At 67.2% G+C, this 25,894-nt stretch carries 32 protein-coding genes, 4 tRNA genes and 1 pseudogene; 23 read left to right on the top strand and 14 right to left on the bottom strand.

What is annotated here, in order from left to right; translation table 11 throughout:
• Positions 1-26 precede the first annotated feature (26 nt).
• The 19 genes from ACI6PP_RS07875 to ACI6PP_RS07785 all read left to right on the top strand — a co-directional run bounded on the left by ACI6PP_RS07875 (position 27) and on the right by ACI6PP_RS07785 (position 16,727).
• Positions 27-3,101 (top strand): DEAD/DEAH box helicase, encoded by a 3,075-nt coding sequence (locus ACI6PP_RS07875; RefSeq protein WP_421110565.1) that lies wholly within the window; start codon positions 27-29, stop codon positions 3,099-3,101.
• A gap of 275 nt (positions 3,102-3,376) precedes the next feature.
• Positions 3,377-4,492 (top strand): tyrosine-type recombinase/integrase, encoded by a 1,116-nt coding sequence (locus ACI6PP_RS07870; RefSeq protein WP_421110563.1) that lies wholly within the window; start codon positions 3,377-3,379, stop codon positions 4,490-4,492.
• A gap of 91 nt (positions 4,493-4,583) precedes the next feature.
• Complete coding sequence (locus ACI6PP_RS07865; RefSeq protein ID WP_421110562.1) at positions 4,584-4,964, top strand: hypothetical protein; 381 nt, start codon at positions 4,584-4,586, stop codon at positions 4,962-4,964.
• A 66-nt stretch (positions 4,965-5,030) separates the two neighbouring features.
• Complete coding sequence (locus tag ACI6PP_RS07860; protein WP_421110560.1) at positions 5,031-5,255, top strand: helix-turn-helix transcriptional regulator; 225 nt, start codon at positions 5,031-5,033, stop codon at positions 5,253-5,255.
• A gap of 100 nt (positions 5,256-5,355) precedes the next feature.
• Positions 5,356-5,511, top strand: a complete 156-nt coding sequence (locus tag ACI6PP_RS07855) for a hypothetical protein (protein ID WP_421110559.1) — start codon at positions 5,356-5,358, stop codon at positions 5,509-5,511.
• Positions 5,508-5,795 carry a hypothetical protein gene (locus tag ACI6PP_RS07850; protein ID WP_421110557.1) on the top strand — a complete coding sequence of 96 codons (288 nt, stop codon included), beginning with the start codon at positions 5,508-5,510 and terminating at the stop codon, positions 5,793-5,795. The genes ACI6PP_RS07855 and ACI6PP_RS07850 overlap by 4 nt, the downstream gene beginning before the upstream one ends.
• Entirely contained in the window at positions 5,792-6,028 is a 237-nt protein-coding gene (locus ACI6PP_RS07845) for a hypothetical protein (protein ID WP_421110555.1), read from the top strand. Before ACI6PP_RS07850 ends, ACI6PP_RS07845 begins: the two co-directional genes overlap by 4 nt.
• A complete protein-coding gene (locus ACI6PP_RS07840; protein ID WP_421110553.1) occupies positions 6,012-7,265 on the top strand; it encodes an AAA family ATPase in 1,254 nt (417 codons plus the stop codon). The genes ACI6PP_RS07845 and ACI6PP_RS07840 overlap by 17 nt, the downstream gene beginning before the upstream one ends.
• Positions 7,266-7,312: 47 nt before the next feature.
• Positions 7,313-7,558, top strand: a complete 246-nt coding sequence (locus ACI6PP_RS07835; protein WP_421110552.1) for a WhiB family transcriptional regulator — start codon at positions 7,313-7,315, stop codon at positions 7,556-7,558.
• Positions 7,555-7,983 (top strand): helix-turn-helix domain-containing protein, encoded by a 429-nt coding sequence (locus ACI6PP_RS07830; RefSeq protein ID WP_421110551.1) that lies wholly within the window; start codon positions 7,555-7,557, stop codon positions 7,981-7,983. Before ACI6PP_RS07835 ends, ACI6PP_RS07830 begins: the two co-directional genes overlap by 4 nt.
• Complete coding sequence (locus tag ACI6PP_RS07825) at positions 7,983-8,162, top strand: hypothetical protein (RefSeq protein WP_421110549.1); 180 nt, start codon at positions 7,983-7,985, stop codon at positions 8,160-8,162. The genes ACI6PP_RS07830 and ACI6PP_RS07825 overlap by 1 nt, the downstream gene beginning before the upstream one ends.
• Positions 8,159-8,380 (top strand): hypothetical protein, encoded by a 222-nt coding sequence (locus tag ACI6PP_RS07820; protein WP_421110548.1) that lies wholly within the window; start codon positions 8,159-8,161, stop codon positions 8,378-8,380. Before ACI6PP_RS07825 ends, ACI6PP_RS07820 begins: the two co-directional genes overlap by 4 nt.
• Positions 8,380-8,907, top strand: a complete 528-nt coding sequence (locus tag ACI6PP_RS07815) for a hypothetical protein (RefSeq protein ID WP_421110546.1) — start codon at positions 8,380-8,382, stop codon at positions 8,905-8,907. Before ACI6PP_RS07820 ends, ACI6PP_RS07815 begins: the two co-directional genes overlap by 1 nt.
• A 102-nt stretch (positions 8,908-9,009) precedes the next feature.
• Complete coding sequence (locus ACI6PP_RS07810; RefSeq protein ID WP_421110544.1) at positions 9,010-9,300, top strand: hypothetical protein; 291 nt, start codon at positions 9,010-9,012, stop codon at positions 9,298-9,300.
• Positions 9,301-9,408: 108 nt separating this feature from the next.
• Complete coding sequence (locus ACI6PP_RS07805; protein WP_421110542.1) at positions 9,409-9,645, top strand: hypothetical protein; 237 nt, start codon at positions 9,409-9,411, stop codon at positions 9,643-9,645.
• A 104-nt stretch (positions 9,646-9,749) separates the two neighbouring features.
• On the top strand, positions 9,750-14,105 hold the full coding sequence (locus tag ACI6PP_RS07800) for a phage tail tape measure protein (RefSeq protein WP_421110540.1): 4,356 nt from the start codon (positions 9,750-9,752) through the stop codon (positions 14,103-14,105).
• Positions 14,106-14,242: 137 nt separating this feature from the next.
• The gene (locus tag ACI6PP_RS07795; RefSeq protein ID WP_421110538.1) at positions 14,243-15,784 is read left to right on the top strand and encodes a DNA methyltransferase; all 1,542 of its coding nucleotides are present in this window, start codon (positions 14,243-14,245) and stop codon (positions 15,782-15,784) included.
• A gap of 26 nt (positions 15,785-15,810) precedes the next feature.
• Complete coding sequence (locus tag ACI6PP_RS07790; RefSeq protein ID WP_421110536.1) at positions 15,811-16,149, top strand: hypothetical protein; 339 nt, start codon at positions 15,811-15,813, stop codon at positions 16,147-16,149.
• 233 nt (positions 16,150-16,382) lie between these two features.
• A complete protein-coding gene (locus ACI6PP_RS07785) occupies positions 16,383-16,727 on the top strand; it encodes a hypothetical protein (RefSeq protein WP_421110534.1) in 345 nt (114 codons plus the stop codon).
• A gap of 62 nt (positions 16,728-16,789) precedes the next feature.
• Here the strand turns inward: ACI6PP_RS07785 and ACI6PP_RS07780 are convergent, their stop codons facing one another.
• A complete protein-coding gene (locus tag ACI6PP_RS07780; RefSeq protein WP_421110533.1) occupies positions 16,790-16,921 on the bottom strand; it encodes a hypothetical protein in 132 nt (43 codons plus the stop codon).
• A gap of 599 nt (positions 16,922-17,520) precedes the next feature.
• Entirely contained in the window at positions 17,521-17,763 is a 243-nt protein-coding gene (locus ACI6PP_RS07775) for a DUF6411 family protein (RefSeq protein ID WP_421110531.1), read from the bottom strand.
• 357 nt (positions 17,764-18,120) lie between these two features.
• Here ACI6PP_RS07775 and ACI6PP_RS07770 point away from each other — a divergent pair, with 357 nt between their 5' ends.
• Positions 18,121-18,882, top strand: coding sequence for a DUF3800 domain-containing protein (locus tag ACI6PP_RS07770; RefSeq protein WP_421110529.1), 762 nt, complete (start codon positions 18,121-18,123; stop codon positions 18,880-18,882).
• Between the two features lie 134 nt (positions 18,883-19,016).
• On the opposite strand, the gene ACI6PP_RS07765 is transcribed toward ACI6PP_RS07770, so the two are convergent.
• The 9 genes from ACI6PP_RS07765 to ACI6PP_RS07725 all read right to left on the bottom strand — a co-directional run bounded on the left by ACI6PP_RS07765 (position 19,017) and on the right by ACI6PP_RS07725 (position 22,294).
• Positions 19,017-19,826, bottom strand: a complete 810-nt coding sequence (locus ACI6PP_RS07765; RefSeq protein ID WP_421110527.1) for a ParB N-terminal domain-containing protein — start codon at positions 19,824-19,826, stop codon at positions 19,017-19,019.
• 98 nt (positions 19,827-19,924) lie between these two features.
• Positions 19,925-20,326 (bottom strand): hypothetical protein, encoded by a 402-nt coding sequence (locus ACI6PP_RS07760; RefSeq protein WP_421110525.1) that lies wholly within the window; start codon positions 20,324-20,326, stop codon positions 19,925-19,927.
• Entirely contained in the window at positions 20,323-20,691 is a 369-nt protein-coding gene (locus ACI6PP_RS07755; protein ID WP_421110524.1) for a hypothetical protein, read from the bottom strand. The genes ACI6PP_RS07760 and ACI6PP_RS07755 overlap by 4 nt, the downstream gene beginning before the upstream one ends.
• The gene (locus ACI6PP_RS07750) at positions 20,688-20,888 is read right to left on the bottom strand and encodes a hypothetical protein (RefSeq protein ID WP_421110522.1); all 201 of its coding nucleotides are present in this window, start codon (positions 20,886-20,888) and stop codon (positions 20,688-20,690) included. The genes ACI6PP_RS07755 and ACI6PP_RS07750 overlap by 4 nt, the downstream gene beginning before the upstream one ends.
• Positions 20,885-21,232 (bottom strand): DUF6907 domain-containing protein, encoded by a 348-nt coding sequence (locus ACI6PP_RS07745; RefSeq protein ID WP_421110521.1) that lies wholly within the window; start codon positions 21,230-21,232, stop codon positions 20,885-20,887. Before ACI6PP_RS07745 ends, ACI6PP_RS07750 begins: the two co-directional genes overlap by 4 nt.
• The gene (locus ACI6PP_RS07740; RefSeq protein ID WP_421110519.1) at positions 21,229-21,702 is read right to left on the bottom strand and encodes a hypothetical protein; all 474 of its coding nucleotides are present in this window, start codon (positions 21,700-21,702) and stop codon (positions 21,229-21,231) included. The genes ACI6PP_RS07745 and ACI6PP_RS07740 overlap by 4 nt, the downstream gene beginning before the upstream one ends.
• 301 nt (positions 21,703-22,003) lie before the next feature.
• Positions 22,004-22,078: transfer RNA gene (locus ACI6PP_RS07735), tRNA-Val, on the bottom strand.
• 31 nt (positions 22,079-22,109) lie between these two features.
• A tRNA-Cys gene (locus ACI6PP_RS07730) sits at positions 22,110-22,180 on the bottom strand.
• 42 nt (positions 22,181-22,222) lie between these two features.
• A tRNA-Gly gene (locus ACI6PP_RS07725) sits at positions 22,223-22,294 on the bottom strand.
• 99 nt (positions 22,295-22,393) lie between these two features.
• On the opposite strand from ACI6PP_RS07725, the gene ACI6PP_RS07720 reads away from it, so the two are divergent.
• The 3 genes from ACI6PP_RS07720 to ACI6PP_RS07710 all read left to right on the top strand — a co-directional run bounded on the left by ACI6PP_RS07720 (position 22,394) and on the right by ACI6PP_RS07710 (position 24,084).
• Complete coding sequence (locus tag ACI6PP_RS07720; protein ID WP_421110518.1) at positions 22,394-23,233, top strand: aminotransferase class IV; 840 nt, start codon at positions 22,394-22,396, stop codon at positions 23,231-23,233.
• Positions 23,234-23,268: 35 nt separating this feature from the next.
• Positions 23,269-23,973 carry a DUF6199 family natural product biosynthesis protein gene (locus ACI6PP_RS07715; protein WP_421110517.1) on the top strand — a complete coding sequence of 235 codons (705 nt, stop codon included), beginning with the start codon at positions 23,269-23,271 and terminating at the stop codon, positions 23,971-23,973.
• A 39-nt stretch (positions 23,974-24,012) separates the two neighbouring features.
• Positions 24,013-24,084: transfer RNA gene (locus ACI6PP_RS07710), tRNA-Val, on the top strand.
• A 68-nt stretch (positions 24,085-24,152) separates the two neighbouring features.
• Here the strand turns inward: ACI6PP_RS07710 and ACI6PP_RS07705 are convergent.
• The 3 genes and pseudogenes from ACI6PP_RS07705 to ACI6PP_RS07695 all read right to left on the bottom strand — a co-directional run.
• A complete protein-coding gene (locus tag ACI6PP_RS07705) occupies positions 24,153-24,815 on the bottom strand; it encodes a DUF6518 family protein (protein WP_421110516.1) in 663 nt (220 codons plus the stop codon).
• A 61-nt stretch (positions 24,816-24,876) separates the two neighbouring features.
• Positions 24,877-25,608: an alpha/beta hydrolase gene (locus ACI6PP_RS07700; RefSeq protein WP_421110514.1), complete on the bottom strand. Its 732-nt coding sequence runs from the start codon at positions 25,606-25,608 to the stop codon at positions 24,877-24,879.
• A gap of 31 nt (positions 25,609-25,639) precedes the next feature.
• Positions 25,640-25,894 (bottom strand): annotated as a pseudogene (locus tag ACI6PP_RS07695) (MFS transporter); the annotation flags it as partial.

Raw genomic sequence — 25,894 nt, 5'->3', positions numbered from 1 at the left:
GCCCCACACCAACTCGGGGGGACACGGTGCACGAAGGTCTGCATGAATCGCTGGTCACGCACGCCATCGATCGGGCGGTAGCGGGGGAGGAGCACCTGCTCGCCGAGCTTGCAGCCGTGGACGACGCAGACCAGACGCACGTCCTGACGCGCCACCTAGCCGCCGCGATCGGCCAACGTCTCGGCGCGATTCGAGATCCCGCCAAGCGCCTCGATGCAGCCAACGAGCTCCTCCGGCACCTCGACGATCCCGACCTGGCGGTCGTCGAACCGGTCCGCGAGCTGCACTCGCTGAAGCCGCCGGCCGGGCCGGGCATCGTCAGCCGATACGGCCAGCGTCCCCGGACGCCCTTGAACGACGCGGCTCTGCTCACCAACGCCCACGGCGAGCCGTCCCTCGCCAGCGAGCTGCGGGCCGAGCTCGACTCCGCCGACTCCGTCGACCTGCTGTGCGCGTTCGTGATGTGGCGTGGCGTTCGGCTGCTGGAACGCGAGCTCGCAGCGATGAAGGAGGCCGGCATCCCGCTCCGGGTGGCCACGACCACCTACATCGGCGGCACGGAGCGCGAGGCTCTCGACCGGCTCGTGCGTGACTACGGTGCCGAAGTGCGCGTTCAGTACGACGCCGCCCGCACCCGCCTGCACGCCAAGGCGTGGTTGTTCCACCGCAACACCGGCTTCGACACCGCCTACGTGGGGTCGTCCAACCTCTCGACCAGCGCCCTGCTCGAGGGCGTCGAGTGGAACGTCCGACTCTCGACGGCCGCGACGCCGTCGCTGCTGCACAAGTTCCGGGCGACGTTCGACTCGTACTGGAACGGTAGCGAGTTCGAGCCGTACGACCCTGACCGAGACCGTGACCGTCTGGACGACTCACTGAACGAAGCAGCCGGGCGTCGTCAATCCGATCGCGTCACCATCTCGATCTCCGGCCTCCAGGTGCGACCGTTCCCGTACCAGCAAGAGATGCTCGACGCGATCGACGGAGAGCGGCGCATCCACGATCGCCACCGCAACCTTGTTGTTGCGGCCACGGGAACCGGCAAGACCGTGATCGCGGCGCTCGACTACCGGGGATTCTGCGAGCGCGCCAACGGTGAGCAGCCCTCGCTGCTGTTCGTCGCCCATCGCAAGGAAATCCTCGAGCAGTCGATGCGTACCTACCGCGAGGTGCTGGCCGACGCCGGCTTCGGCGAGCTGTACGTGGGTGGCGCCCGTCCAGAGCGGTGGAAGCACGTGTTCGCCAGCGTCCAGTCGCTGAACGCCTACGGCGTCGAGAACATCCCCGCGGACGCGTACGACATCGTCGTCATCGACGAGTTCCACCACGCCGAGGCCAAGACCTACCGGCGCCTGATCGACCACTTCACTCCCGTCGAGCTCCTGGGTCTGACGGCCACGCCGGAGCGCGCCGACGGCACGGACGTCCGCAGCTTCTTCGAGGGACGCACGGCGGCCGAGCTGCGCCTGTGGGACGCGCTCGGCGCCGATCTGCTGTGCCCGTTCCACTACTTCGCCGTCGCCGACGGCACCGACCTCAGCGCGATCACGTGGTCGCGGGGGCGGTACGACGAGCACGAGCTGTCGAAGGTGTTCACCGGCAACGACGTGCGCGCACAGATCGTCCTGACCCAGCTGCGTGACAAGGTCGCCGACGTCGGTGCCATGCGCGGACTCGGGTTTTGCGTCAGCGTCGCCCACGCGGAGTACATGGCGCGAGTGTTCGTCGAGGCCGGAATCCCGGCTCGGGCCGTCAGCGGCAACACGCCTCAGCAGGAGCGAGCTGATGCACTCAACGATCTTCGCGCCCGCCGTGTCAACATCCTCTTCGCCGCCGACCTGTTCAACGAGGGACTCGACATCCCCGACGTCGACACCGTCCTGTTTCTGCGCCCCACCGAGAGCGCCACGGTCTTCCTGCAACAGCTGGGCCGCGGACTGCGTCGCACCCCGCACAAGGCCGTCCTGACGGTCCTGGACTTCATCGGCTACCAGCACAAGTCGTTCCAGTTCGCCACGCGGTACCGGGCCCTGACCGGGGGGTCGCGCCGCGAGGTCGAGAAGCAGGTCGAGAAGGGATTCCCGTTCCTTCCGTCCGGGTGCCAGATCGTGCTCGACAAGCAGTCGCAGACGCTCGTGCTCGAGAACATCCGCTCCCAGATCGCCAACCGTTGGCAGCAGATCGTCACCGAGCTCCGCACGCGTGGCGACCAGGACCTGTCAACCTTCCTCGACGAGTCTGGCCTCGAGCTCAGCGACATCCTCCGTCGAGGGAGCCATTCGTGGACCAAGCTCCGCCGCGACGCCAACCTCCCGACCGAACCTGGTTCGGTGCTTGAGGAGAAGCTGCTCAAGCGGGTGCGCGCCTTCGCCCACGTCGACGATCCGCTTCGCGCCCAGATCTACCCCGCGATCCTCGCCGAGGTCGCTCCCGCCTACGAGGAGCTGTCGTCTGCTGAGCAGCGCGTGGCGAGGATGTTGTTCTTCTCGCTCTGGTCCGACGGCGGCGGCCACGAGTCCATCGAGGCTGGGCTGCAGACGCTGCGCGCCGAGGTAGCCACGCGTGCCGAGCTCTCGACCGTCGTCGACCTGTCCTTCGAGGCCGCACGGCGCATGACCGTCGCACTGGGCGGCGACCTCTCGGACGTTCCGCTGCTCGTCCACGCCCGCTACCAGCGCGAGGAGATCCTGGCCGCACTGGACTTCCCGCGTAACCCCAACAGCTTCCGCGAAGGCGTCTGGTACTCCGCCGACCGCAACGTCGACGCCTTCTTCATCACCCTGAAGAAGTCAGAGGCCGACTACTCACCCACCACGATGTACGCGGACTATCCGATCAGCCCGACGCTGTTTCACTGGGAGTCGCAGTCGACGACGTCCGTCGCTTCGAAGACCGGCCAGCGCTACGTCAACGGCGCGAGCACGGTTCTGCTCTTCGTTCGTCACGAGGCCAAGGACGAGTTCGGGACCTCGCCCTACCTGTTCCTCGGACCCGCCCACTACGTCAGCCATGAGGGCGATCGTCCGATTGCCTTCACCTGGCGGCTCGAGTCGGCGATGCCGTCGGACTTCTTCAACGTGACTGCCGCCGCGGCCCAGTAACTGTCCGCGGGACCTCTCGCTGAGAAGTCCCCGCTGCGCACCACGACATGCAAGAAGCCGGCCCGCTGTGCGAGACCGGCTTCTGAGAGGGAGTTGCTGGTGGGCGATACTGGGATTGAACCAGTTTCGGCCAGAGGTGGTGTTACTGGGTCTGACTTGCTGAAACCCTTGATATGCTGGGCTTCTGAGAAACAGTAGCCCGTCTCAGGGGCAGGCACAAGTGTGCACGAGGCGGCACTCATTCCGCACGTATCCCGCACGGAAGGCCGAACTCAGTGCCACCAAGGAAGCGCAAGAGGTCGTTCGGAAACATCCGCCGGCTGCCCTCGAAGCGCTATCAGGCGAACTACACGGCGCCCGACGGCGTCATCTACAACGCGCCCTGGACGTTCGACGCCGCCGAGGACGCTGAAGCGTGGCTTGCGGCCCAGCGGCAGCAGATCTCCCTCGGTGCATGGGTGCCGCCCAACGAGCAGCACGCGGCTCCGATCACCTTCGGTGAGTACGCCGACCTATGGCTGAAGGACCGCACGCTCAAGCCGCGCACAAAGGACCACTACGCCAAGCTCATCGAGAGCCGGCTCAAGCCCACCTTTGGCAGCATGGCGCTCAAGACGGTGTCACCGGCCGCGGTCCGCCGCTGGCACACAGAGCAGGGCTCGGAGAAGCCGACTATGCGGGCGCACGCCTACAGCCTGCTCCGGTCGATCCTGGCGACCGCGGTTAACGACGAGCTGATCACCGTGAACCCATGCCACATTCGCGGGGCCGGCAACTCCAAGCGCGTACACAAGATCAAGCCCGCCACGTTGCCCGAGCTCGAGGCGCTCGTATCCGCCATGCCTGACAAGTACAAGGTGATGACGCTGCTGGCCGCGTGGTGCGGCCTCCGCTTCGGCGAGCTGACCGAGCTGCGACGCAAGGACGTCGACCTCGAGGCAGGTGTGCTGCAGATCCGGCGGGCCGTGGTCCGTGTCGAGGGCAAGACCATCATCGGGACGCCCAAGTCCGACGCCGGCGTGCGCAATGTCGCCATCCCGCCACACCTGATGCCGGCACTAAAGGATCACCTGGCCTCGCACGCGCAGCCCGGCAAGAGTGGTCTGCTGTTCCCGTCCGTCGCCGGCACGAACCTGCAACCCTCGACGCTCTACAAGAGCTTCTACGCGGCCCGCGAGAAGGCTCTGCGGCCCGACCTCAGGTGGCACGACCTCAGACACACCGGCGCCGTCCTGGCAGCATCCACGGGCGCCACACTTGCCGAGTTGATGGGGCGACTGGGCCACTCGACACCGGGAGCCGCGCTCAGGTACCAACACGCGGCGCAGGGGAGAGACATGGAGATTGCGAAGGCGCTATCCAAGATGGTCGTGGGTGACCTCGATGCGTGACTACTCGACTTGGAGTCCTGACTTTCGCCCTATCGCGCAGCTTTGGGCCCGGTGCGCAAATCACCCGCTTCGGGGCCTGGTCTGTTGGGGCATGACCGCGACAGGGCGGGTGTCCGTGCTCGAAGGAGATGGATTTCATCAGGAGCACGTCGGGGGGTGGCGACCCGAAACGGCCGACGAGATGGCGCTAATGGAACGGGAGGGCGTCGGTGGTTGGCTGTCGAAGCCGTCCGAAGAAGACGTACCGCCCCACTGGCGGTGGATCATCCACTGCCACATGCCCACGTGTTCCTACGAGGTGCCGCTGGTTGTCTCCGAAGACGGCGACGCTCGCGCAGTGTCTGATCTCCTTCGAGCGATGGTGGATCTGAAAGTCGACCACCTCGCCGTCGAGTTCAACGAGATGTTCAGGATGGTCGCGGAGCGAAAGTGGACGGCGCGCCAGTTCGTCGCCGCACATGGGGGCACGTGAGTGCTAGCGTAAGCACATCGGTCCTCCCATCGGAGGCGCTACTTATCGCGCCCCGGGAGCACCGAAGTGTCTATCTTAACTGCCGAATCTTCACGCCGATTCGGCTCTCTCAGCGAAGCCGCCCAAGAGGTGGGTGTCTCAAAGGACACCATTCGTCGGCGTGTCGCCGACGGCACGTTGCAGGCATTCCGGATTGGGCCTCGGCTCATTCGTGTCGACTTGGACGAAGTGCGGGCCCTGTTGCGGCCCATCCCGTCTGCCAAGAGCGGCGGTGCTCGCCGTGCAGGTTGATCCCACACAAGAAAGCAGCCCCACGGGGACGAACCGTGGAGCTGCAGAGTCTCTGGCTGGCGGCCTCGACACTGCAATCCTAGGCGACGCAATCGCTCACGTGGTGATGTTCACCGTCGATGAGGACACCCGGACAAGGCGCGTCTACATGTCGCTGCACAGCGCCGTCCGCGCGCTCGAGCGGGCAGAGGAGCGGGGCCTCACAGCCAAGCTGATGCTGTGTGCGCTCGTACCGGTGGGCGGCGATGCCTCGTGACCCGCATGCGACTGAGCCCCGAGCATTACGACCGGATCGCGACCGACAATCTGCGCCAGGCGCTCGCCGAGGCGACGGCGTTCTACTGGCAAAAGCGCGCCGATCGCTTCGAGGCGGCCAGGCCCCGCCCCGACGACTACGTGGGCCATGCCAGCCCCGAGCAGATCGCCGAGACCGATGCGCGAATCCGGGCCAAGGCCGACAACTGCCGCGCCCACGCCGACATCGCCCCGCGGTGGGTCGAGCAGATCACGGATCTTGCGACGGCGGAGGCGGCAGCATGAGGCGCCGACCGTGGATCTCCATCGAGATCGAGCCCGGCAGTGCAGTGGCCTGGGTCCAAGGGCAGAACGTGAAGCCGCTCATCGAGCAGGCCGGCGGTCGTCCCTTGTGGTCTGCCACCCGACGCGCGTGGAACACCTCCGCCGACGTCGGCCGCGACCTGCTGGCAGTGGCCGAGCACGCCGGATATGCCGTCGCTTTCGATCAGGGAGGCGACTATGACGACGCAGCCTGACTGGTGGAACAACCCACCCGAGCTCGACGACGAGGAAGCGCGGTGGGCTGGAACGCCCTCGAGCACCGAGATCGAGGCCGAGGCCTACAAGTTGCGCTTGCGCGACGCGGCCAAGGAGAAGGTGGCCGCGGAGAAGGCCGCTCTTGTCGAGATGCCCGCGTTCGACATCGGCACGCTCGCCGAGCTGCTGCAGCGACCTCAGGAGCCGCCTCACCGCGTCGAGGGCCTGATCCCTTCCGAGGGCGGCACGCTCATCGTGGCGATGCGCAAGACCGGCAAGACCACGCTGATCCTCAACCTCGTCCACTCGCTGCTGTCCGGTCAGCCGTTCCTCGGGCGGTTCCGTACCCGTGCGGTGCGGGGACGTGTCGCGATCCTCAACTTCGAGGTCAGCGCAGCCCAAGCCGCACGGTGGGCCGACGAGGTCGGAGTCGACCCAGGCCGCCTGGTGGTGGTCAACCTGCGTGGCCGGCGCAACCCACTCGGCGTGCCAGAGGACCGCGGGGCCTTGGCTGAGCAGTTGCAGGCGTTCGACGTCGAGAGCGTCATCGTGGACCCGTTCGGGCGGGCCTACACGGGCGCCTCGCAGAACGACGCTGGCGAGGTGGGTGCCTGGCTGGCCGAGCTGGACAGGTGGGCCAGAGCGGACGTGGGAGCCTCCGATGTCATCCTCGCCGCGCACGCCGGCTGGAACGGTGAGCGCACTCGCGGGGCCTCGGCGCTCGAGGACTGGGCCGACAGCATCATCAACATCACCCGCTCCGAGAGCGACGAATCCGTCCGCTACCTCAAGGCCATGGGGCGCGACGTCGAGGTCGAGGAGGATCAGCTGGAGTTCGACCCCGCTACCCGCCGCCTGACCCTGACCGGTTTCGGTGGTCGGCAGCAGCAGAAGACTGCGAAGGGCGCCGAGGACCTGCGCCGTCAGGTCGTCCAGATCATCAGTGATCACGCGGGGTTCAACGGCACTCAGGTCGAGGCCAAGCTGCGCGAGCTGCGAGTCACGTTTTCGAAGGGAGACGAGCGCAAGGCCCTGGCTGCAGCCGTGGCGGCCGGGGTGTTGCGATTCGATGCCGGTCCCAACAACCAGAAGTTGTACTTCGTCCGAGCCGAGCCTCCCCAAGCCTCCCTAAGCACCCCTGAGGGCGGCCCACCAAGCCTCCCTAGCCCCCCTTTAGTAGGGGGCAGGGAGGGTGGCTCACCCACGGGAGCCTCCCCGGTGGGTGAAGTCGCGTGATCCGGCGTGAGGATCTGCCCGCGCAGACCGCCGCTCACGGGCGACTCATGGCCAAGCTGCATGACCTGCAGGGCTCGGGTGAATCGATCCCGTGCGTTGGCGACCCAAGGTGGGTGTCGGACGATCCGGTTGCTCAGGCCGAGGCCGCGGTCGAGTGCGGCGACTGTCCGGCACTCGCTGCCTGCCGTCGGTACTTCGACGCTTGGCCAGAGCCGGCCGGGGTGTGGGCAGGACTGACCGAGCGAGACCGTGACGGGCGTCGAGCGAACGGCCACAAGCGGGCCGCCTCGTGAGCGGGCTGCGCGGGGAGATCCCTCAGTCGCCTGATGTGCAGGTGCTGGGGGACGCCGCGATCTTCCGAGGTGCCGCCGCGCTCGAGATGTACCGACTTGCGGTGATGGGTGTGCGGTATCAGCAGCGCACGGACCAGATCGAAGCGAACCCACGGGTGCGAGCGAGCCTGGCCGCACTCAAGCGCGCGGCCGAGCAAGCCGGTATGTCCGCTAGCGGACATGCGGACGTCCGCAAAGAGCCCGACTCGCCATCGTTGGTCATGCAGCTGGGGATCACCGCGGCGGCGCACGAGCTGGACATGACCGAACGGCACGTGCGCCGCCTGGCTCAAGACGGCGTCATCGCCGGTCGGAAGGTCGGGCGGTCCTGGCAGCTGGACCGGGCCGCAGTTCTGGCCCACCGACTGGAAAGAGAGTCCGCATAATGCCGAGCCCCAAGTACGTCGTCACCGCAGCGCTCGTGACCCTCACGACGACTCCTGCCGTGGTGCCCAACCCCACCTACGAGAAGCGCTACACGAAGGGCGACGTGCTGCCCGACTGGGTGAGCGCGGCGGACCTCGCGCGCCTGCAGGAGCTCGGCTACGTCCAGACGGTGGCGTGATCGACATGACGAACACGAAGCCAAAGGCGGACACGAGGTACGTGGTGCTGGCTCCGCTGGTACAGCTCTGCACGAGCGAGGGCCCCTACATCGGACCCAACCACGTCTACGAGAAGCAGTTTCGCGAGGGAGACACACTGCCGACCTGGATCAGCGAGACCGACCTGGCTCTGCTGCTTGAGTTCGGCATGGCTCGCCCGATCGAGCAGGTGGCGTGATGGTGGACAACTACGCGACCAACCCGTTGGCCGATTGGTACGCCGAGGTCTACCCCGAGCGGTTCAAGGCGGTGTCTGCGGTTAAGGACCCGCCCAAGATGTTCGCCGGTGGCACCTCGGACACGCCAGCTTTCACCGCCTCGGGCATCGACCCCGAGTTGCTGCTCAAGCTTCCGGTCGGCGTCAGGCATGCCGCCGCGGCTGAGCCAGACGTGCTGGTTCTCCAGCGGTGGTTCGAGGAGTTTGCAGGACTCCCCGAGATCGAGGTCGACCACGAAGGGCTCCGGTCAGCCAAGGCTCGACTGCAGGACTGGATGGAGAACACCGACCTCGACACGCGCACGCCTGAGCAGCGACAGGCCGATGCCGATGCCGAGTACGCCGCGATGTTTAACCCGAGCAACGACCGCGTCGCCTACGCCGCCGAGAACAAGCGACGCATCGAGGCCGGCGAGGACGAGCTGCCGCGGTTCGGGAGCTACGAGATGGACCGCCTCTGGGAGCAGGAGGCAGGTGCCAGCCGATGAGCCGCCTGCAGGATGTGGGGCGGGACCAGCGCCGCCTATCGCTAGCACCCTCCGGCATAGAGCCGATCTCTCTCTGGCATTTTTTTCCAGCCGGAGCAGCCCGTGGCTAGCAAGCAGCTGAGGGCTGTCGCCGAGGGTGAGACCGCTGCGCGGCGCGTTCCTCGGTCGATCACCGAAGCCGTCAAGGACGGCACCACGCTCGATCTGCTGCTGGCCATGCGGGTCCGTCTCGCTGCTGCGCTCGACGACCCGAACATGCGCGGCGCGGACCTGGCCGCGCTCTCTCGCCGGATGCTCGAGACCGCCAAGGAGATCGAGACCTTTGAGCAGCGAGACGCGGTCGACGACCAGACGCCGATAGCAGACGACCGGTTCGATGCCTCCGCAGTCTGACCGACGAACCACCCCACAGACCGGGCGTCAGGCGGTGTCCGGACCCTCGACCCAGGCTTGGCGGCCTGGGTCGAGGGGCTGCCGCCTGCCCCTCATGAAGGAGACCTGATGAGCGAGTTCGACAGCATCGTCCGCACGTCGACAGCCACCTCGCGCCTCGTCGATGGCCTAGCTGCGATGAGGGCCGAGCACGGGGGCCTGGGGGCCTTCGCTCAGACGTTGCGAGGTGTCGCCGCCATGGACGGCCAGGACGCTCTGACCGTGGAGCTGTGGGAGGCCGTTGCCGACCTCGCTGACGCGGTGGACGCCGACTGTGCACGCCCGGTTATCGCTCGCCCCGACTGACCTGCTGACACCCGCGCGCCAACGCGGAGCACCACCAACCTGACTGACACCCGCCCCACCGCCTGCGGATGGTCCGCCGATTCGGACCGGCAAGGCAGTGGCAGATGGCAAACCGCTCAGTCCTCGTCCGCCTGATCGTTGACCCCAAGGGGGCGATCCAGGGGTTCCAGAAGTCCGCGCTGGCAGCGAAGGACTTCAACGCCGAGTTGGCGAAGTCCGAGAAGAAGCGTCGAGCGATGCAGGACATCGGCGACGCCGCCGGCGTGATGGGGGTGGGCTTTGGAGTCGCGGTGACGGCCTCGGTGGTCGCAGCCGCCCGGTTCGACAAGGCCATGTCGTCGGTCGACGCGGCCACGCATGAGACCGCAGCCAACATGGAGTTGCTTCGCGCCGCGGCCATCAAGGCGGGCGCCGATACCTCGTTTTCGGCGACTGAGGCCGCTGCCGGCATCGAGGAGCTGGCCAAGGCAGGCGTCTCCACCAGGGACATCCTTGCGGGCGGTCTGACCGGGGCATTGGACCTCGCTGCTGCGGGGTCGATCGGTGTCGCTGAGGCCGCTGAGATCACGGCCTCGACGATGAACCAGTTCAATCTGTCGGGCGCAGACACGGTCCACATCGCCGACCTCCTCGCGGCCACTGCGGGCAAGGCCCAGGGCGGTGTCACCGACATGGGCAACGCGTTCAAGTACGTCGGGCCCGTTGCCGCCCAGATGGGTGTCTCGATCGAGGAGACCGCCGGCGCGGTCGGGCTGCTGGCGTCCAACGGCATCCTTGGCGACCAGGCCGGTACCTCGCTGCGAGGGATGCTCTCGTCGTTGACCTCCCCGTCGCAGTTGGCCTCGGACACGATGAAGTCGCTGGGCATCAACGTCTATGACGCCGCCGGGCAGTTCGTCGGCTTCGAAGGTGTGGCCGGCCAGCTCAAGTCTCAGATGGGCGACCTGACGAACGCCGAGCGAGATCAGGCGCTGGGCCGGCTGTTCGGCAACGAGCAGATCACCGCCGCCCGGATCTTGTACGACGGTGGCGCTCAGGCGGTCGCGAAGTGGACCAAGAACGTTGACGAACAGGGCTACGCCGCCGACACCGCCTCGCGGAAGATGGACAACCTCTCGGGTGACCTCGAGCGGCTGAAGGGTTCGTTGGAGACCGCTTTCATCGGCACGGGGTCGGGTGCTCAGGGTCCGCTGCGCAGCCTCGCGCAGACCGGCGACCAGCTAGTCGACACCTACAACCAGCTGCCCGGGCCGCTGAAGTCCACCGCCCTCGGTCTGGCTGGCGTGACCGCCGCGGTGGGTGGAGCGACGTTTGTGACCACCCGCGCCGTGTCGGGCTATCACTCGATGAACGACACCCTGCAGACGCTGGGGCTCAGGTCGGAGAAGACCGGGGAGCAGGTCCAGGGGTTCAACAAGCGGGCGATCGCGATGCGCGGGGGAGCGCTGGCCATCGGGGCCGGCCTGACCGTCGTCTCTGGCAGCGCAGGCGAAGCGAACCGGGGTCTGGGCATCCTGACCAGCACTGCTGGCTCGGCGGCCATGGGGTTCTCTGTCGCCGGACCTTGGGGTGCCGCAGTCGGTGGCGGCATCGGGCTGCTGACCTCGTTCGCCAAGAGCAACACCGATGCCGCGGTCGGGGTCGAGGGGCTGACCGCGACCCTGGACCGTCAGACCGGCGCGCTGACCGAGAACTCCGGTGCGTTCGTGGCCGACGACCTGCGCAAGACCGGCGCCCTCAAGAACGCCGTGGCACTGGGCATCAACCTCGACACTCTGACGCAGGCCGCGATGGGCAACAAGGACGCGATGAACGCCGTGTCGGCCGCGATCGCGAGCGTCGACCAGACCGCGCAGGGCTACTCCGGTGAGGGCTCGGAGGTCCAGCTCACGAAGGAGCAGCAGGCTGCGGAGAACCTGGCGAGTGCGCTGGGTAAGACCCGGGGCAACATCCGCGCCAATCAGAAGGAGTGGCAGGAGAACAAGACTGTCACCGACGCCGTCACGGGCTCGCAGAAGTCGGTCAAGGGCGCCGTCGGAGGCACGACGACCGCGGTGGATCAGCAGGCTGCCGCTGTCGCCGATCTGAAGAAGGCTCAGGATGACCTGAAGTCGGGGAACCTGTCGACGTATGAGTCGCAGACCCGGCTGAAGCAGGCATACCGCGATGCCGCTGCCGCCGCGAAGGAGAACCGGAACGGCATCAAGAACGGCGGCGACTCTGCCATCAAGGCGCGCGAGTCGATTGCCTCGCTGGCGTCGGCGTGGAATGACGCGTCGGACGAGGCGCAGGACAAGCCCGGCGCTTACAAGCGTGCTCGGCGTAACTTCATTGACCTTGCCGAGGCTATGACCGGCTCGCGCAAGCAGGCCAGAGCTCTCGCCGACAAGCTGCTCGAGATCCCGAAGAAGCGGACCACAACGGTCGTCACGAAGACCGAGCAGGCGTCGAAGACGGTCAACGACTTCACGGCCGAGACGCGCCGCAAGCTGAACGACATCGGTCCGTTCAACGTCGACATCACCCTGTCGGCGAAGGCGCAGAAGCTCCGCGCCGAGGCGAACCGCACCCGCGGCAAGGACGTGCCGACGTTCGCCACTGGTGGCGAGGTGCCGCTGTGGGCGGGCGAGGCCAACCGTGACTCGGTCCCGGCAATGCTGATGCCTGGCGAGCACGTCCTGACCACGGCTGACGTCAAGAGCCTGGGCGGCCAGGCCGAGGTGTACCGGCTGCGTCAGGCGATCCAGTCCGGCGAGTTCAAGAAGGGCGGCGACCTCGGCTTCCCAGGCAAGGGCAAGTCGATCCCGCACTTCGCCGAGGGCGGCGCCGTGGGCACGATCAACGTGGACACAGCCGGCCTAGGTGCTGCGGTGTCTTCGGTGACTGCTGACTTCAACGGTATGGCGCAGGACATCTCTGCCGAGCTGTCGCGGGTCGCCTCGCAGCTGTTCGCTCTGTTGGGGTCGGGCATCGGTGGCCTGTCGCCGCTGCAAATTCAGCGCGGTCAGGCGTTCGCTCAGTCGCAGGTCGGCAAGCCCTACGTATGGGGCGGTGTTGGCCCCGGCGGGTACGACTGCTCGGGCTTCGTGTCCGCGGTCCTGAACGCGGCCCTGGGGCAGAACCCGTACAGCCGTCGTGGCGCCACGGGCTCGATGCCGTGGGCTGGGTTCCGTTCCGGTGGCGGCGGCGCGTTCGACGTCGGCTGGTTCACCGGAAGCCCCGGTCACACCGCAGCCCGCATCGGCAACATGAACGTTGAGTCTTACGGCGGCCACGGTCCCGCGGTCGGCAAGGGTGCACGAGGCCCGGACGACAGCCTGTTCAACCGCCGCATGTCCTACGCGGGCAAGCGCGACTCAGGCGGCTTCGTCAACAACGACACGTTCGTCGTCAACACGTCGGGCCGTCGCGAGTACATGCTCGACCCGCGGCAGACCCAGCACTTCGCTGCCGGCGGTGCGGTCACCAAGTCGGAGAACCTGACGATGCCGCGCTCGTCCAGCGCGGGCAGCATTGGGTCGCTGACTTTTGCACTACAGGCCAACACCGCGGCGGTGGCGCGCAACACGACCGCTGCCCTGTCGCCGGCTGCCGCACTGTCGGCCGCGAACCGTCGCAAGTCGCAGTTCGACGCGTCGGTGACCACGCTCGAGAACGCCCAGTCGGCGGTGTCGGACGCAACCTCGAACCGTGCGTCGCGGCTGGACATCCTGAATCAGCAGAAGTCGGTCCGGGACCTGCAGAAGTCGCTGGCCAGCAAGAAGAAGGGCGAGCGGCTCAAGGGCCTGGACCGTCAGATCGCGCGGGCTGAGCTCGGCGAGGCGCAGAAGGAGCTGGCGCGGATGAACGCCAGCCGTGCGGCGCTGGACAAGGCGCGTGCGGCTCTGGCGGTGGCGCAGAAGAACCGCGCCCGCTACGGGTCTATTGCCGCCGAGGAGGCCCGCGTGGCTGCCGCTGAGGCTGCGGTCGAGGCGGCGCAAGGCCGGTCTGAGGCGGTCGCGGCGTCTGCGAGTGCGGTGACCGACCAGGCCGGCATTGGTGACCTCGGTTCGGCGTCCGCGGTGAACCGGAACCTCCGCCAGACGCTGATGAACCTGGGTCAATTCACCTCAGTCATGGCTGCCCTCAAGGCACGTGGTGCATCCCCGTGGCTGCTGAACCAGCTGAACGAGGCCGGGCCGACGAAGACCGCGATCCGCATCGGGCAGCAGTACCTCCAAAATGCCCCCGCACTGAACGAGCTGAATCGAAACACTGCTCTGCTCAGCCAAGCCGGTCGTGCCTATGGGCAGATGACGAACGACCCCAGGTGGCAGCAGGCCGGCGGCTACCAGCCGGCAGGAGTCAGCAACACGCTGAAGGTCGAGATCGAGCACATGACCGACGACCGTTTCGCGGCCGAGGTCGACCGCCGGGTCAAGTTCACGCTGAACAGCATGCTGGCAGGAGCAATGCCGTGACGGGCATGCCGACTAAGCGTGACGATTCCGCGATGGTCGCTTAGCAGAAAGTACAATCGTGTAGTTATCGCGTTTCACTTCCGCACCACTCGTAACGCTGGTTCACTTCCCTAACTCTTCTCGAGCAAAGGGTCGTCATGGTCGCCATCGATACGGGCGTGTTGTACCGCGAGGACAACCTCACCGCCCTCAGTGCCATGCCCTCCGACTCGGTCGATTTGGTCTATCTCGACCCGCCGTTCTTTTCAAACCGCACCTACGAGGTGGTTTGGGGGGACGAATCGGAGGTGCGATCGTTCGAGGACCGGTGGGACGGCGGCATCAACCACTACGTCGAGTGGATGCGCGCCCGAGTCAGGCAGATGCACCGGGTGCTCAAGCCCACGGGATCGCTATATCTACACTGCGACCCGCACGCGAGCCACTACCTCAAGGTCATGCTCGACGAAATCTTCGGCCAGACTCAGTTCCGGAGTGAGGTCATCTGGAAGCGAACAGGTTCGCACAACTCAGCGAAGCGCTGGGGTCCTCAACACGACACGCTGCTGTTCTACTCGAAGACTGACAAATTCACGTGGAACAGGACGTTTCAACAGTACGACCCCACGTATGTGACCGAGAAGTTCAAGTTCAGCGACGAGAGGGGGGTTTACCAAGACGTCTCGCTGACGGGCCCAGGTCGAAACGGCGGGGACTCGGGGCGACCCTGGCGCGGTATTGACCCCGACAGCAAGGGAAGGCACTGGCAACCGCCGTCGCTCATGTACGACTACTACACCAAGCTGACTGGCAACAGTTTGGCTCACCTGTCGATGCAGGACCGCCTTGACGAGGTCGACCGCGTCGGCCTCATCCACTGGCCTGCACGTCGAGGCGGCGGCCAGCCTCGGTTCAAGCAGTACCTGCACATCTCCCCGGGGCTGCCGCTACAAGACATCGTCGTGGACATTCGGCCGATCAATGCGCGGGCGGCGGAGCGCTTGGGCTATCCGACCCAGAAACCACAGGCCCTACTAGAGCGAATCATCGAGTCGAGTTGCGACGAAGGCTCGGTAGTCCTGGACCCATTCTGCGGGTGCGGCACAGCAGTAGCCGCAGCAGCCACTCTGAAGCGTCGGTGGATCGGCATCGACATCAGCCCAACGGCGGTCAACATCATGTTGGCTCGGATGCGGAAAGTCACACCAGTGCCGGTCAAGGTGATCGGAGCGCCAGACACGGAGGATGACCTGCGGCACCTAGCTCCATTCGAGTTCCAGAATTGGGTGGTTCAGAAGTTCGTCGGCACACACTCGCCGCGAAAATCCGGCGACATGGGCATCGATGGGTACAGCTTCATGGTTGGCAACCCGATCCAGGTGAAGAGGTCCGATCGCGTTGGCAGGAACGTGGTCGACAACTTCGAAACGGCGATGCGTCGCGGCGGGCATGACAAGGGCTACATCGTCGCCTTCAGTTTCACGCGAGGCGCTCGAGAGGAGGTCGCGCGGGCACGCTGGCACGACAAGCTTGAGATTGAACTGGTGACGGTCAACGAGTTGCTGAGACCCTCTATCGAGGAACGCATCCCTGAGTTGGCCTCCGTGACCTCTCTGCCTCTGCCGCCATCCCGACCGCCTGAGGCCCGACCCTCGGCCGAGGAACTGATGCACAGCGACGTCAAAGCCGCTGCTGTTTGACAGTGGCGACCGGTACTACAAGAGCCGTGCCCTTCCGCCGCCTCGACCCCGACACCGCCCTTCGCGTGACCCTCCACGCCTATGCCAGCCGCGCGGTCTACGACACCCGCCCGCCGGCCAAGGTCATCTCAGAGCTTGAGGAGACGGCGGGGAAGCGGACGGACATCCTGGCCGCCGTGATGGGCCTGCTAATCGGCTCCTGGCGCGCTTCGTCACGTCTGCCGCGGCACCATGAGTTGGCCGACGCGTTCGAGGCGTTGAATTTGCCCGGGATGGCCGAGGGGATCGCGCTGGGGTGGGAGCGCGGTCGACGTGGCGGCCACAACAGCCGCGGTTTCCAGGACCGGCCGGCTGAGCGCAACTAAGGTGGCCGAATGGCGGGGGGATCTGGCGTGGAATCGCCCTGGTACTTCGTATGGATCTCGTTTGCCGCAGGCCTGCCGGCATCTATCGCACACTCATACCTCTCCGACGACCTCGGATGGCGTTGGTACTGGTCGCTGTTGGGCGCCGTGGTGGTGTCGGCCCTGGGGGCTGCGACAGCAGCCGCCGTGTTGATCTGGCGGGACAGGCGACAGCGGTCGCAGAGGTTGAACTAGTGCCCTACCCGACTCGCGAGCCCGACGACTTCGTGCCGTTTCCCTTGGGCAAAGTGCTTGGTATCGGCGCGATGGTCTCGGTGGCAGTGATCGTGATTCTGCCTATGGTTGAAGCGCTGGGCTGGCCGTACTGGGCGGACCTACTGCTCGCCATGGGGGTTGGGCTGGCGGGTGGCATCCTGCGCAACGTCGCCCGCCGCCTGTGGGCTCGTCGAGCTACCACGAGTCGCCAGCAGGCTTCGCACGCAGACGGCTGCCACGAACACGCAGAAGGCTATGAGGGCGACCCTCACCGCCAGCGGCGCGTCACTGAGGGTCCAGGTGCCGATGCCGCAGACAGATGAGAGGAGCAACAGCCAGCTCACCTCAGTGGGAAGGCGTTTGATCCGGGACATCATCGGTACAGCTAGCCGCCAAGTCCTAGCGCATCAGCCGCCATAAGCAAGAGGAGCGCCGCGGTCGTGTATGCGATGGCGAACCCGACGAGCCACAGGACATCCTTCGCACGGATGGGGCCGTCTTGGTCGTAGGTGCTCATCGCCGAAACGTATGCCCTCAGATGGCAGCTCGTCTACGAGTTCTACGCAAGCCAAAGTCTTACCAAGAACACCCCGCCAGCTCCTACCGAGCCAGCGGGGTGCCGGTGTGTCGCGACTGGCTTCGCCCTATCCATCGACAGACCAGGCATGCACTCCGAATCCCCCGATTCGAGCCGCGACAACAGATTTCCCCAGCTCACGGCTGGGAAGTTGGTGTGAGGTGCGGTTGCTGCGGGCGCGCACACCTCACGAATGCACGATATGTCCACCGATGTTGGGCTGACAAGCCCTGAACAGCATCGAGCCCCCGCGCCCTGGGGGAAGGGGACGGGGACTCGATAGTCGCGCGGGTCTCGGGGCCGCGCGAAGCAGCAGGTTACGACACGCTTTCGACGCTTTGAGTGAGTTGCGTAGAACTTGCGCAGGGTTCTGACTAGCGCCGCGATCGCACACCGCTGGTCGGTGCATCTTGGGAGGGCACCGGCCCTCCACCATCACCGTCGTCTCGACCGTCAGCCCACCACCAGGCGATAAGTAACAGGCCCGCGAGGCCGCTGATGGTGAAGGCGAACAGTGCCAGGAGCTCGAACATGGCGACTCAGACGCCGGTCTTGCCGCGGCCCTTGCGCCCGGCCGAGGCGCCTTTGCCGGCCCACTTCGAGGTTGAGCTGAAGGGCTTGCGTCCCCAGCGGCCGAGGAAGCCTGGCATCTTGCCCGCGACGTCCCCGCCGGCGTTGGCGGTCTTCTGGGTGGCTCGCTCAGGGTGCTTCGAGAGCTTGGGTAGCAGGAAGCCCAGGATGGCGAGGACGATGACGAGGCCGACGACTACGGCGATGACCATGGTGGCGCTCCGAACGGCGGGTGGGTGATCCCGGACCGTTCCGGCACGATGTCGGATCTGCGATCGTCGCGCAACCCGCTAGCCGGGCAGTAACGGCCTAGCTCTCCTTGGGAGGAAAGCGGTCACCGCAAGAAGGACAGGTAGCATAGGTGTCGCGGATCTGAGGCCTGCAGACACCCGGAGGTGCTGCACGGACATGCTGATCGAACCACTGCTGCAACTCTTGACGTGTAGGCATTCAGGCACACTAGTGCCGCCTACCAATTTTGATGCCAGTCACGAGTCGAATCGTCCTAGACGGTTCCGTTCTTCCGGTTCTGCTGACGGCGAAACCATCGGCGGGCCATGATCAGCCGCATGCTTCTTGCCTACGTCGATGAATCCGGCGACATCGGAGATCCCGCTCGCGGTGGGTCGTCGGCCTGCTATGCCCTCGGTTGCGTACTGGTGGACCTCGACAAGTGGTCGCAAGCATTTGAGGACATGGTCAACCTGCGCAGGAGGGTTCGCGACCATTTCGGCGTCCTGATGCAGGACGAGCTCAAGGCAAACTACTTGATCCGTGGGTCTGGCCCCCTTCGTCGCCACAACCTGTCGCCAGATCAAAGGCGGTTGATCTACCGGGCGCACCTTCGGCAGTTGCCAATTTCAGAGACCCGTGCGTTTGCCGTGGTGACGGACAAGGCCGCGACTGGATTTCAGGGGGTTCAGTGTTTTGACGAGTCGTGGAACATGCTGCTGCAGCGCCTGGAGCGAACGAGCAACTTCGAGAATCAGCAGATCATGATCATTCATGACGAGGGTGACAACGACCGTGTCCGCAGGCACGTGCGGAAGGCGCGACGGTTCCTCACTGCGGGGAAGAAGTACGGCAGCGGCGGCTTCCAAATGAAGATGACTCACTTGATTGAGGACCCCGTTCCGAGGTCATCGCAGCATTCGTACCTGATTCAGGTCGCCGATCTTGTGGCCTACGCTGCATGGCGCTCGTACATGCCGCCGGGGCCAGGAGCAGCGCGCGTGGTCCCCAGTTCGACGTGGGGACAGATGGGTTCCGCAGCCCATGCCGCGGTCAACAAGCTGAGTGGCGGCGTGCCCGGGGTCGTGGTGAGAAAGTAAAGGCCCCCATGTCAGAGACACGGGGGCGGGAAGCGCCTAACCGAGTCATACGACGCCGGGTCAGCACTTGACACTGACCCTACCGTGAACGTTCGTGTATGGTGCGGTTTTCCGCGAGCGAGTCTGAGCACACTTCATTTCGGTTCGGGGAAGTTGTCGTTCGTGAGCCCGCCCCGAGGCATCTGCAGCTTGGTGCGCTTCTCGCCGGCCCTGTGTGCGTTCCAGGCCCGGATTGTGAGCGCCAGGCCCTCGGTCTCGTTGATGCGTCCGCCGGTGATGCGCAGGCGGGTGACGCGGCTGCGTAGGACGGCGATGGGGGAGTCGGCTGCGATGCCGTCTCCGTCTGCCACGCGCAGCAGGAAGGTGTTGGCCTCGTCGGGGTCGAGGTCGCTGAACAGGAAGTGGCACAGTCCGATCACCGAGGCGGGCAGGCGCTCGCGGTTGGCCAGTCTCGAGGCGAGGTCGGCCGAGGTGCGCACTCGGGGGTTGGCCTCGACGAAGGCGTGCATCTCGCGGGCGGTGGGTCGGATGGCTCCGGTGTTGGTGCGCATCCCTCGCTCCCACATGACGGCTCTGCGGGCCACGGAGGCAAGGGTGGCGGGGTTGGTCTCGCCGCGGAGCTTGAGGGCGTCTGCGTAGGTGCGCTTGGCGCCGGCATCGACGGTGTCCATGGCCTCAGCCTCAACGCCGCGGACGACGATCATGGGCACGGTGACACCGGCCTGAACGACGGCCGACAGGCGGTGCTGCCCGTCGATGAGCTTGCCGGCCTGGTCGATCTTCAGGGTCTCGCCGTTGAGGGCCCACTCACCTGAGGCCATGTCGCGGGCGTAGGAGTCGACGACGGCTCGGCGGACGTTTCTGTTGTTCTGGTTGAGACCGAGCCAGGTCTCGGCTGTGGCGGGGTCGACGTCGCGGACTTCGACGGTGGGGCGGTCGGGCATGGCTGTCCTGTCTGTGGCGGGGCTGCTGGCATGGGAGGACCGCACGCCCCGGGAGGCGTGCGGTGTGGGTGGGTCTCGGCCGGGTGCGGGGAGTGGGGTCATGCGGCGCCTCCGAGTCCGTCGATCTGGATGTCTCGGCGGTCGACGTCGGTGTAGATGGCTTCGCAGGCGTCTGCGTAGCGCAGGAGCCGTTCCGCGAGGGTGCGGGCATCGTTCGGGTTCAAGTCGACCTCGGCGAAGACGGCCTTGCCGTCGGGGTGGACGCAGGCGGTGTTGTGAATGCCCAGCACAGCTCGCTGCTCGCCGGCGTACAGCCGTTGGTCGGGCACTCCGTCGTCGTTGCGTGCCATGCGGAGTTCGAGGGTGACGTCGTCGGCCTGAACGCTCCACGCGCTTCTGCGGCCCAGGTGTCGCGGGTTGTGGTCTCCGCTGCACCAGTCGGTGAGGTCGCACCAGAGCGGGTGGTGGTCTGCCTTGACCGGGATCTTGAACTGGCTCATGCCTGCGCCTCCGTGGCTGAGAGGAGTTCGTTGATGGCGTCGGCCAGCGTGCGGGCGTCCTCGAGCGACATGTTGTCGACGGCGTGGAAGGCCTCGGGCTGGTCGTCGTCGGCGAGGACGGTCCAGGGCGAGTCGTCCTGCTCGCCGGCGGACCCGTAGGAGACGTAGCAGTTGACGACGGGCGGCTGGATCTCGTCGGGCGTCTCGAAGACGCTCAGGAACGCCACCGCGCGCTTGCCCTCGGTGGTGGTCCACGTGACCGGCCGGGCGACGTGGTCCATGCCGGCCGGGTCGGTGGTGTCGTGCCTGGCGCACCACGACTGACAGGCCGACGTGACCTTGGGGCGTTCGGTGAGCGCGATCATGCCGGCACCTGCAGCCCGAGGAACTTGCCGTCGACCAGGCAGTCGAAGCCAGACGGCCCGTAGTCGACCACCTGCCCGCCGAGGTCGTCACAGCGCTGCTCGAGCTGGTCGTAGGCCTTTGGCTGGCAGGCAACGGTGGTCGCGGCACTGACGAGGACGAGAGCCACTACGGGAGCGGCTTCCAGGAGGGTGCTCATGCTGCTGTCTCCGGTCCCTGAATCCACCAGCCAGCGGTCTGAATCTGAGTGCCCAGGTCAACCAGGACCGACCCGACGCTGAGGACGTCGCCGGCCTCGAACTCGTCGACACCCATGCTTCCCGACCCGTCGTCACCTTCGAGCTGGACGTCGGGGCCGTGGGTCTCGCGGATGTTGAAGTACTCGACCCAGCGGATCTGCGCGGTGATCGCGGTGTTGCGGACGGTCTTGACGCGGACCTCGTCACCCAGGTGGCGGACCAGTGCATCGTCGGGGTGCCCGTCCAGCTCGAACTCGTCGTGGGTGCACCAGGCGGGGTGGCGGTAGTCGTCACGGTTCGTCATGCCTGAACCCCCGTCGGTCGGCGAGTCTCGTGCGCCTGTGCGGCTAGGCGCTCGTCACGGGCCTGGGTCCGCTCTGCATCTCTGCGGACCCACATGCCGAACTCGTCGGGGTTGTCGAGGTCGATGGCAATCAGGATTGAGCTGGCCCAGTAGGACCGGCCGCCTTGCTTGCGCTTGTACTGCCACCCGTCCTTCGCGCAGGGCTTGGTGTGGAGCGCGAGTTCTGCGGCGCCGAACAGGGCGCGCATCTGGCGGTCGCTCACCCGCTGGCGGGGCCTCACCTTGGTCAGACCGTCGTCGTAGACCACGACGTCGCCGATCTCCTTGAACATCTCCTGCTCGTCCTCGTCCCAGTGGTAGTAGCAAGGCAGGTCGAGGGGGTCGACGAAGACGTTGAACGGTGCAAGCGCGAGCTCGATCTCGTTGGGCGTCTGCTGCTTGAACCGCGTGGGTCGGAAGAAGACGACCATCAGGCCACCCCCGCCAGCTGCTCAAGGCCGAAGCCGGCGCCGTAGGTGGCCGCAAGAGCGACGACCAGGACGAGGGTCGGGAAGAGGAGGCGCGCGGCCACTCTGGCTTGAGAGCGGGGCGCTACGGTGCTTGGCAGGTTCATGGCGGGTTCCTTCCGCTGTGGCCGAGGCCCCGCCGCAAGTGCTCCTACACCTGCTGTGGGGCCGTTCTGTGCCACCTCGGACCGAAGCCCATCCCGCACGTATTACGCACGAAGGCCGGTCCGCTTACGCGAAACCGGCCTCTGACCTGCGATGATGCTGGTGGGCGATACTGGGATTGAACCAGTGACCTCTTCCGTGTCAGGGAAGCGCGCTACCGCTGCGCCAATCGCCCGTTGCTTCGAGACCTGTCGGACTCGTAACCGAGGTGGAGACGGGATTTGAACCCGTGTAGACGGATTTGCAGTCCGTTGCCTCGCCTCTCGGCCACTCCACCAGGCATCTCTCGATGCACGAGATGGGTCGGTGACCCACTCCGAGCGGACGACGGGATTCGAACCCGCGACCCTCACCTTGGCAAGGTGATGCTCTACCACTGAGCCACGTCCGCACTCGTTGTCGCGGCCTGCGGGAGCGCCGTTCGAACGAGACCAAACACTAGCGGACGATGTTTCGGGCGACCAAACCCGGGGGGTCTAACGTGTGTCCCATGCGCGCCTGGATCAACGGAGAACTGCTCTCCAGCCCTGCAACGCCAGCGGTCAGCGTCCTCGACCACGGCATGGTCGTCGGTGACGGGGTGTTCGAGACGGCCAAGGTGGTGGACGGCAAGCCGTTCGCGCTCACGCGACACCTGGAGCGGCTGGCACGTTCCGCGCACGGCCTCGGCATCGACCCGCCCGACCTCGACGCGCTGCGCGAGGGTGTCGCGGCGACGATGGAGGGGCAGGAGCTGGTGTTCGGGCGGATCCGCATCACGGTGACGTCAGGACGGGGGCCGCTGGGGTCGCCGCGGGGCGGCCACGGCAACACGCAGGTCGTCATCACCGAGCCGTGCGACAAGCCGGGGCCGACGACGTCGATCGTCACCGTGCCGTGGCCGCGCAACGAGCGGGGGGCGCTCGCCGGCCTCAAGACCACGTCGTACGCGGAGAACGCGCTGATGGTCGAGCACGCGCACGCCCGGGGCGCGTCGGAGGCGGTCATGCCCAACACGGTCGGCGACCTGTGCGAGGGCACGGGGTCCAACATCTTCTACGTCACCGGCGGCCAGCTGGTGACGCCGACGCTCGCGTCGGGCTGCCTGGCGGGCATCACCCGCGCGCTGGTGCTCGAGTGGTGCGCCGGGACGATCGACGTCGTCGAGCGCGACGCGCCGATCGAGGTGCTGCAGGGGGCCGACGAGATCTTCATGGCCGGCACCACGCGCGACGTCCAGGCCGTGACGAAGGTCGACGACCGCGAGCTGCCCGCCGGACCCGTCACGGCCGAGGCGGCACGCATCTGGGCCGAGAACGAGGCCAAGGACCCCGACCCCCTCGGCCACTAGGGTCGCGGCTCCAGCCCCGAGCTCGAGGAGGACCTGTGGCGGGTCTCGTCGTGGTCCTCGTCGTCGGGGTGCCGCTGCTGCTGTGGGGTGTCGTCGCGCCGCGCTCGCAGTGGCGTGTGCTGGCCGCCTGGCGCTACCGCGACCGTGACGCCGACGCTCCCAGCGATGTCGCCCACGGGGTGACTCGCGTGGTGAGCGCGGTCCTGCTGGTGCTCCTGGCGGTGGTCGCGGTCCGGCTGGACGCGTACGCGGGGGAGGACGACCCCGTGGCCGCCGGGAGCGGCACGACCACCCGGACGTCGATCGACGCCGCGCCCGACCTGGTGGGGTACGTGGCTCCCGAGGGTGTCGGCCGCGGGCTCCGCCTGGTCGTGGCATGGCCGGGGAGCGAGACCGTCGACCTCCCCGGTGGTGTGCGGGTGCTCTGCTCGAGCCGTCCGCGGGTCGTCGTGCAGACGTTCACCCGGGTCGTGGTGGACGTGTCGGGGTCTGCGCAGGTGACCGCCGGCGCCAACGCCAAGGTGAACGTCGACGAGGTGCGCCGTCGGTGCGCCGCCGCCGCGGGGGAGGGGGTGTACGCCCGTGTGGGTCTGGACGCGCCGCTGGGCGACCGGGCCGTCGTCTCGGAATCACCTGTCCGCGACGCCGACGGTGACCCCGTCGACGGCGCCGGTCCGTTCTCGGTGGTCCGACTGGCCGGCGCCGGCCAGGACGGACCGTCGGACAGCCCGAGTTCGTGACCGTCCGGGCGGATGGGATAAGGTTCCACAGCACCACGCGGGCGATTGGCGCAGTGGTAGCGCGCTTCGTTCACACCGAAGAGGTCACTGGTTCGAGCCCAGTATCGCCCACCGCAACCGAACGGCCCCCGACCAGCATCCCGTGCTGGTGAGGGGCCGTTCGTCGTTCCTGCGGGAGGTCAGAGCAGCAGGTGGGACAGGAGGAACCAGACGCCGGACGACGCCTGGTACAGGGCGAGGAACCCGCCGGCGACGGCCGCGGTGAGCAGGACGGCGGTCGCGATTGACCGGGCCGAGCGGGTGCGCCAGGCGAACCAGGCGAGGCCGAGGACGCCGCCGACGACGCTGATCGTCCAGTAGACCGGCGAGGTGGTGGCGGCGACGACGGTGAGGCCGTAGACGCCCTCACCGACGGCCAGGCCCGCCAGGAGCGCCACCGAGAGGAGCCGCCCCACGGCCGGACGGGCGCGGACGGCCCAGGCGGCGTACCCGACGGGAAAGGCGACGACGAGGCCCGCGCCGAGCCAGAAGGCCCAGGTGTTCGGGCCCATCCCGATGCTGACCCGCAGGGTGGACGCGATCTCGTAGCCCACCAGCAGCAGCACGAACGTCAGGTAGGCGAAGGCCACCGCCGTCCACCAGCGCCGCGCGAGCAGCGCCCCGACGTACGCGACGACCGTCCACGAGGTGGACGAGTTCGCGAGGGCGTGCAGCTGGTCGGGCAGGTGGCCCTGGCCGTACGACGTCAGCATCCCGGCCACCAGTCCGAGGCCGAGCAGGGCGACGGCCGTGACCACCGGCCCCCGCGGACGCGTGCGGTCGTCGTCGAGCACCGTGGTCATGGGGGCCTCCGTCGTCAGTGTTTCCGGTGACTATACCCGGTATACACCTCGCCCCGCTTCGTCAGTCGCCGGTGGCGCGGACGAGCGCCGCCGCGATCTCCGCGGGTGCGGTGAACATCGACTCGTGGCTGGCCACGGTCTCGACGACGAGGGGGTCGGCGAGGCGCTCGGGGAAGCGCGGCGACCAGGCGAACTCGCCGGGCGGCAGGGCGACGTCGTCGGGGGAGATGACGTAGCTCTGGGGGATGTCGAGCGTCGCGTAGTCGATGCCGCCGACCGGGTCGGTGAAGGTCGCGAACGGGTGGGGGAGCATCAGCGCGTGCGCGATCTGCTGCGCCTCGGCGCCGGCGTCCTGCATGAAGCCCCCGCGCCAGACCTCGAGCGGCATCGCGACGCTGTTGTCGTCGGACGCGCCCGCGAGCTGGGTGAACAGGCCCTGGTAGTCCGGCGGGACGAGGTCGTACAGCGACTCGCCGCTCAGCGGGACGAACGCGCTGTAGTAGACCAGGCGTGCCAGGCGGGAGCGCAGCCGCTCGGCGACCGACGACAGCACCATGCCGCCCCAGGAGTGCCCGACGAGAACGACGTCGTGCAGGTCGGCGTCCTCGACGTGGGCGACGAGCGCGTCGGCGACGGTGGACAGGCCGACGCCGCGGCGGTCGTCGCCGGGCGCGAGGCCCGGTGCCGTGGGCTGGTGGACGACGTGGCCGTCCGCGCGGAGGTGCGCGGCGACGGCGTTCCACGCCCATCCGCCGTGCCAGGCGCCGTGGAAGAGGACGAAGGTCTGGGTCATGGGTGCTCCGAGGGGTGAGGGTGGGGGTGGGTCAGGACGTGGGGGTCGAGCGGCGCGGCACGGACAGGACGGTGGCGAGACCGACGGCGGCGGCGAGCGCCCAGATGGAGAAGTTGACCAGCTGGCCGGCCTCGGCGGCGACCAGCCAGCCACCGCCGGAGATCGCGAGGATGGCGCCGAGCCGGCCGAGGCCGAGCGTCACGCCGAGGGCGGTGGCCCGGGTCGCGTCGGGGTAGTAGGTGGCGACGAACCCGTTGACGAGGATCTGCGCGCCGATCGAGCCGAA

This window comes from Solicola agrisoli, assembly GCF_049059935.1.
In the GTDB taxonomy this organism is placed as follows: domain Bacteria; phylum Actinomycetota; class Actinomycetes; order Propionibacteriales; family Nocardioidaceae; genus JAURVT01.
This window is presented reverse-complemented; position numbering and strand designations above follow the sequence as displayed.

Bases quoted from the DNA above. Each gene is read 5' to 3' on its own strand.
- ACI6PP_RS07800 (WP_421110540.1), top strand. From the start codon at position 9,750: ATGGCAAACCGCTCAGTCCTCGTCCGCCTGATCGTTGACCCCAAGGGG.
- ACI6PP_RS07805 (WP_421110542.1), top strand. From the start codon at position 9,409: ATGAGCGAGTTCGACAGCATCGTCCGCACGTCGACAGCCACCTCGCGC.
- ACI6PP_RS07705 (WP_421110516.1), bottom strand. From the start codon at position 24,815: ATGACCACGGTGCTCGACGACGACCGCACGCGTCCGCGGGGGCCGGTG.
- ACI6PP_RS07750 (WP_421110522.1), bottom strand. From the start codon at position 20,888: ATGAGCACCCTCCTGGAAGCCGCTCCCGTAGTGGCTCTCGTCCTCGTC.
- ACI6PP_RS07770 (WP_421110529.1), top strand. From the start codon at position 18,121: ATGCTTCTTGCCTACGTCGATGAATCCGGCGACATCGGAGATCCCGCT.
- ACI6PP_RS07755 (WP_421110524.1), bottom strand. From the start codon at position 20,691: ATGATCGCGCTCACCGAACGCCCCAAGGTCACGTCGGCCTGTCAGTCG.
- ACI6PP_RS07825 (WP_421110549.1), top strand. From the start codon at position 7,983: ATGCCGAGCCCCAAGTACGTCGTCACCGCAGCGCTCGTGACCCTCACG.
- ACI6PP_RS07795 (WP_421110538.1), top strand. From the start codon at position 14,243: ATGGTCGCCATCGATACGGGCGTGTTGTACCGCGAGGACAACCTCACC.
- ACI6PP_RS07865 (WP_421110562.1), top strand. From the start codon at position 4,584: ATGACCGCGACAGGGCGGGTGTCCGTGCTCGAAGGAGATGGATTTCAT.
- ACI6PP_RS07700 (WP_421110514.1), bottom strand. From the start codon at position 25,608: ATGACCCAGACCTTCGTCCTCTTCCACGGCGCCTGGCACGGCGGATGG.
- ACI6PP_RS07765 (WP_421110527.1), bottom strand. From the start codon at position 19,826: ATGCCCGACCGCCCCACCGTCGAAGTCCGCGACGTCGACCCCGCCACA.
- ACI6PP_RS07815 (WP_421110546.1), top strand. From the start codon at position 8,380: ATGGTGGACAACTACGCGACCAACCCGTTGGCCGATTGGTACGCCGAG.
- ACI6PP_RS07775 (WP_421110531.1), bottom strand. From the start codon at position 17,763: ATGGTCATCGCCGTAGTCGTCGGCCTCGTCATCGTCCTCGCCATCCTG.
- ACI6PP_RS07845 (WP_421110555.1), top strand. From the start codon at position 5,792: ATGAGGCGCCGACCGTGGATCTCCATCGAGATCGAGCCCGGCAGTGCA.
- ACI6PP_RS07835 (WP_421110552.1), top strand. From the start codon at position 7,313: ATGGCCAAGCTGCATGACCTGCAGGGCTCGGGTGAATCGATCCCGTGC.
- ACI6PP_RS07760 (WP_421110525.1), bottom strand. From the start codon at position 20,326: ATGAGCCAGTTCAAGATCCCGGTCAAGGCAGACCACCACCCGCTCTGG.
- ACI6PP_RS07740 (WP_421110519.1), bottom strand. From the start codon at position 21,702: ATGGTCGTCTTCTTCCGACCCACGCGGTTCAAGCAGCAGACGCCCAAC.
- ACI6PP_RS07745 (WP_421110521.1), bottom strand. From the start codon at position 21,232: ATGACGAACCGTGACGACTACCGCCACCCCGCCTGGTGCACCCACGAC.
- ACI6PP_RS07780 (WP_421110533.1), bottom strand. From the start codon at position 16,921: ATGAGCACCTACGACCAAGACGGCCCCATCCGTGCGAAGGATGTCCTG.
- ACI6PP_RS07840 (WP_421110553.1), top strand. From the start codon at position 6,012: ATGACGACGCAGCCTGACTGGTGGAACAACCCACCCGAGCTCGACGAC.
- ACI6PP_RS07720 (WP_421110518.1), top strand. From the start codon at position 22,394: ATGCGCGCCTGGATCAACGGAGAACTGCTCTCCAGCCCTGCAACGCCA.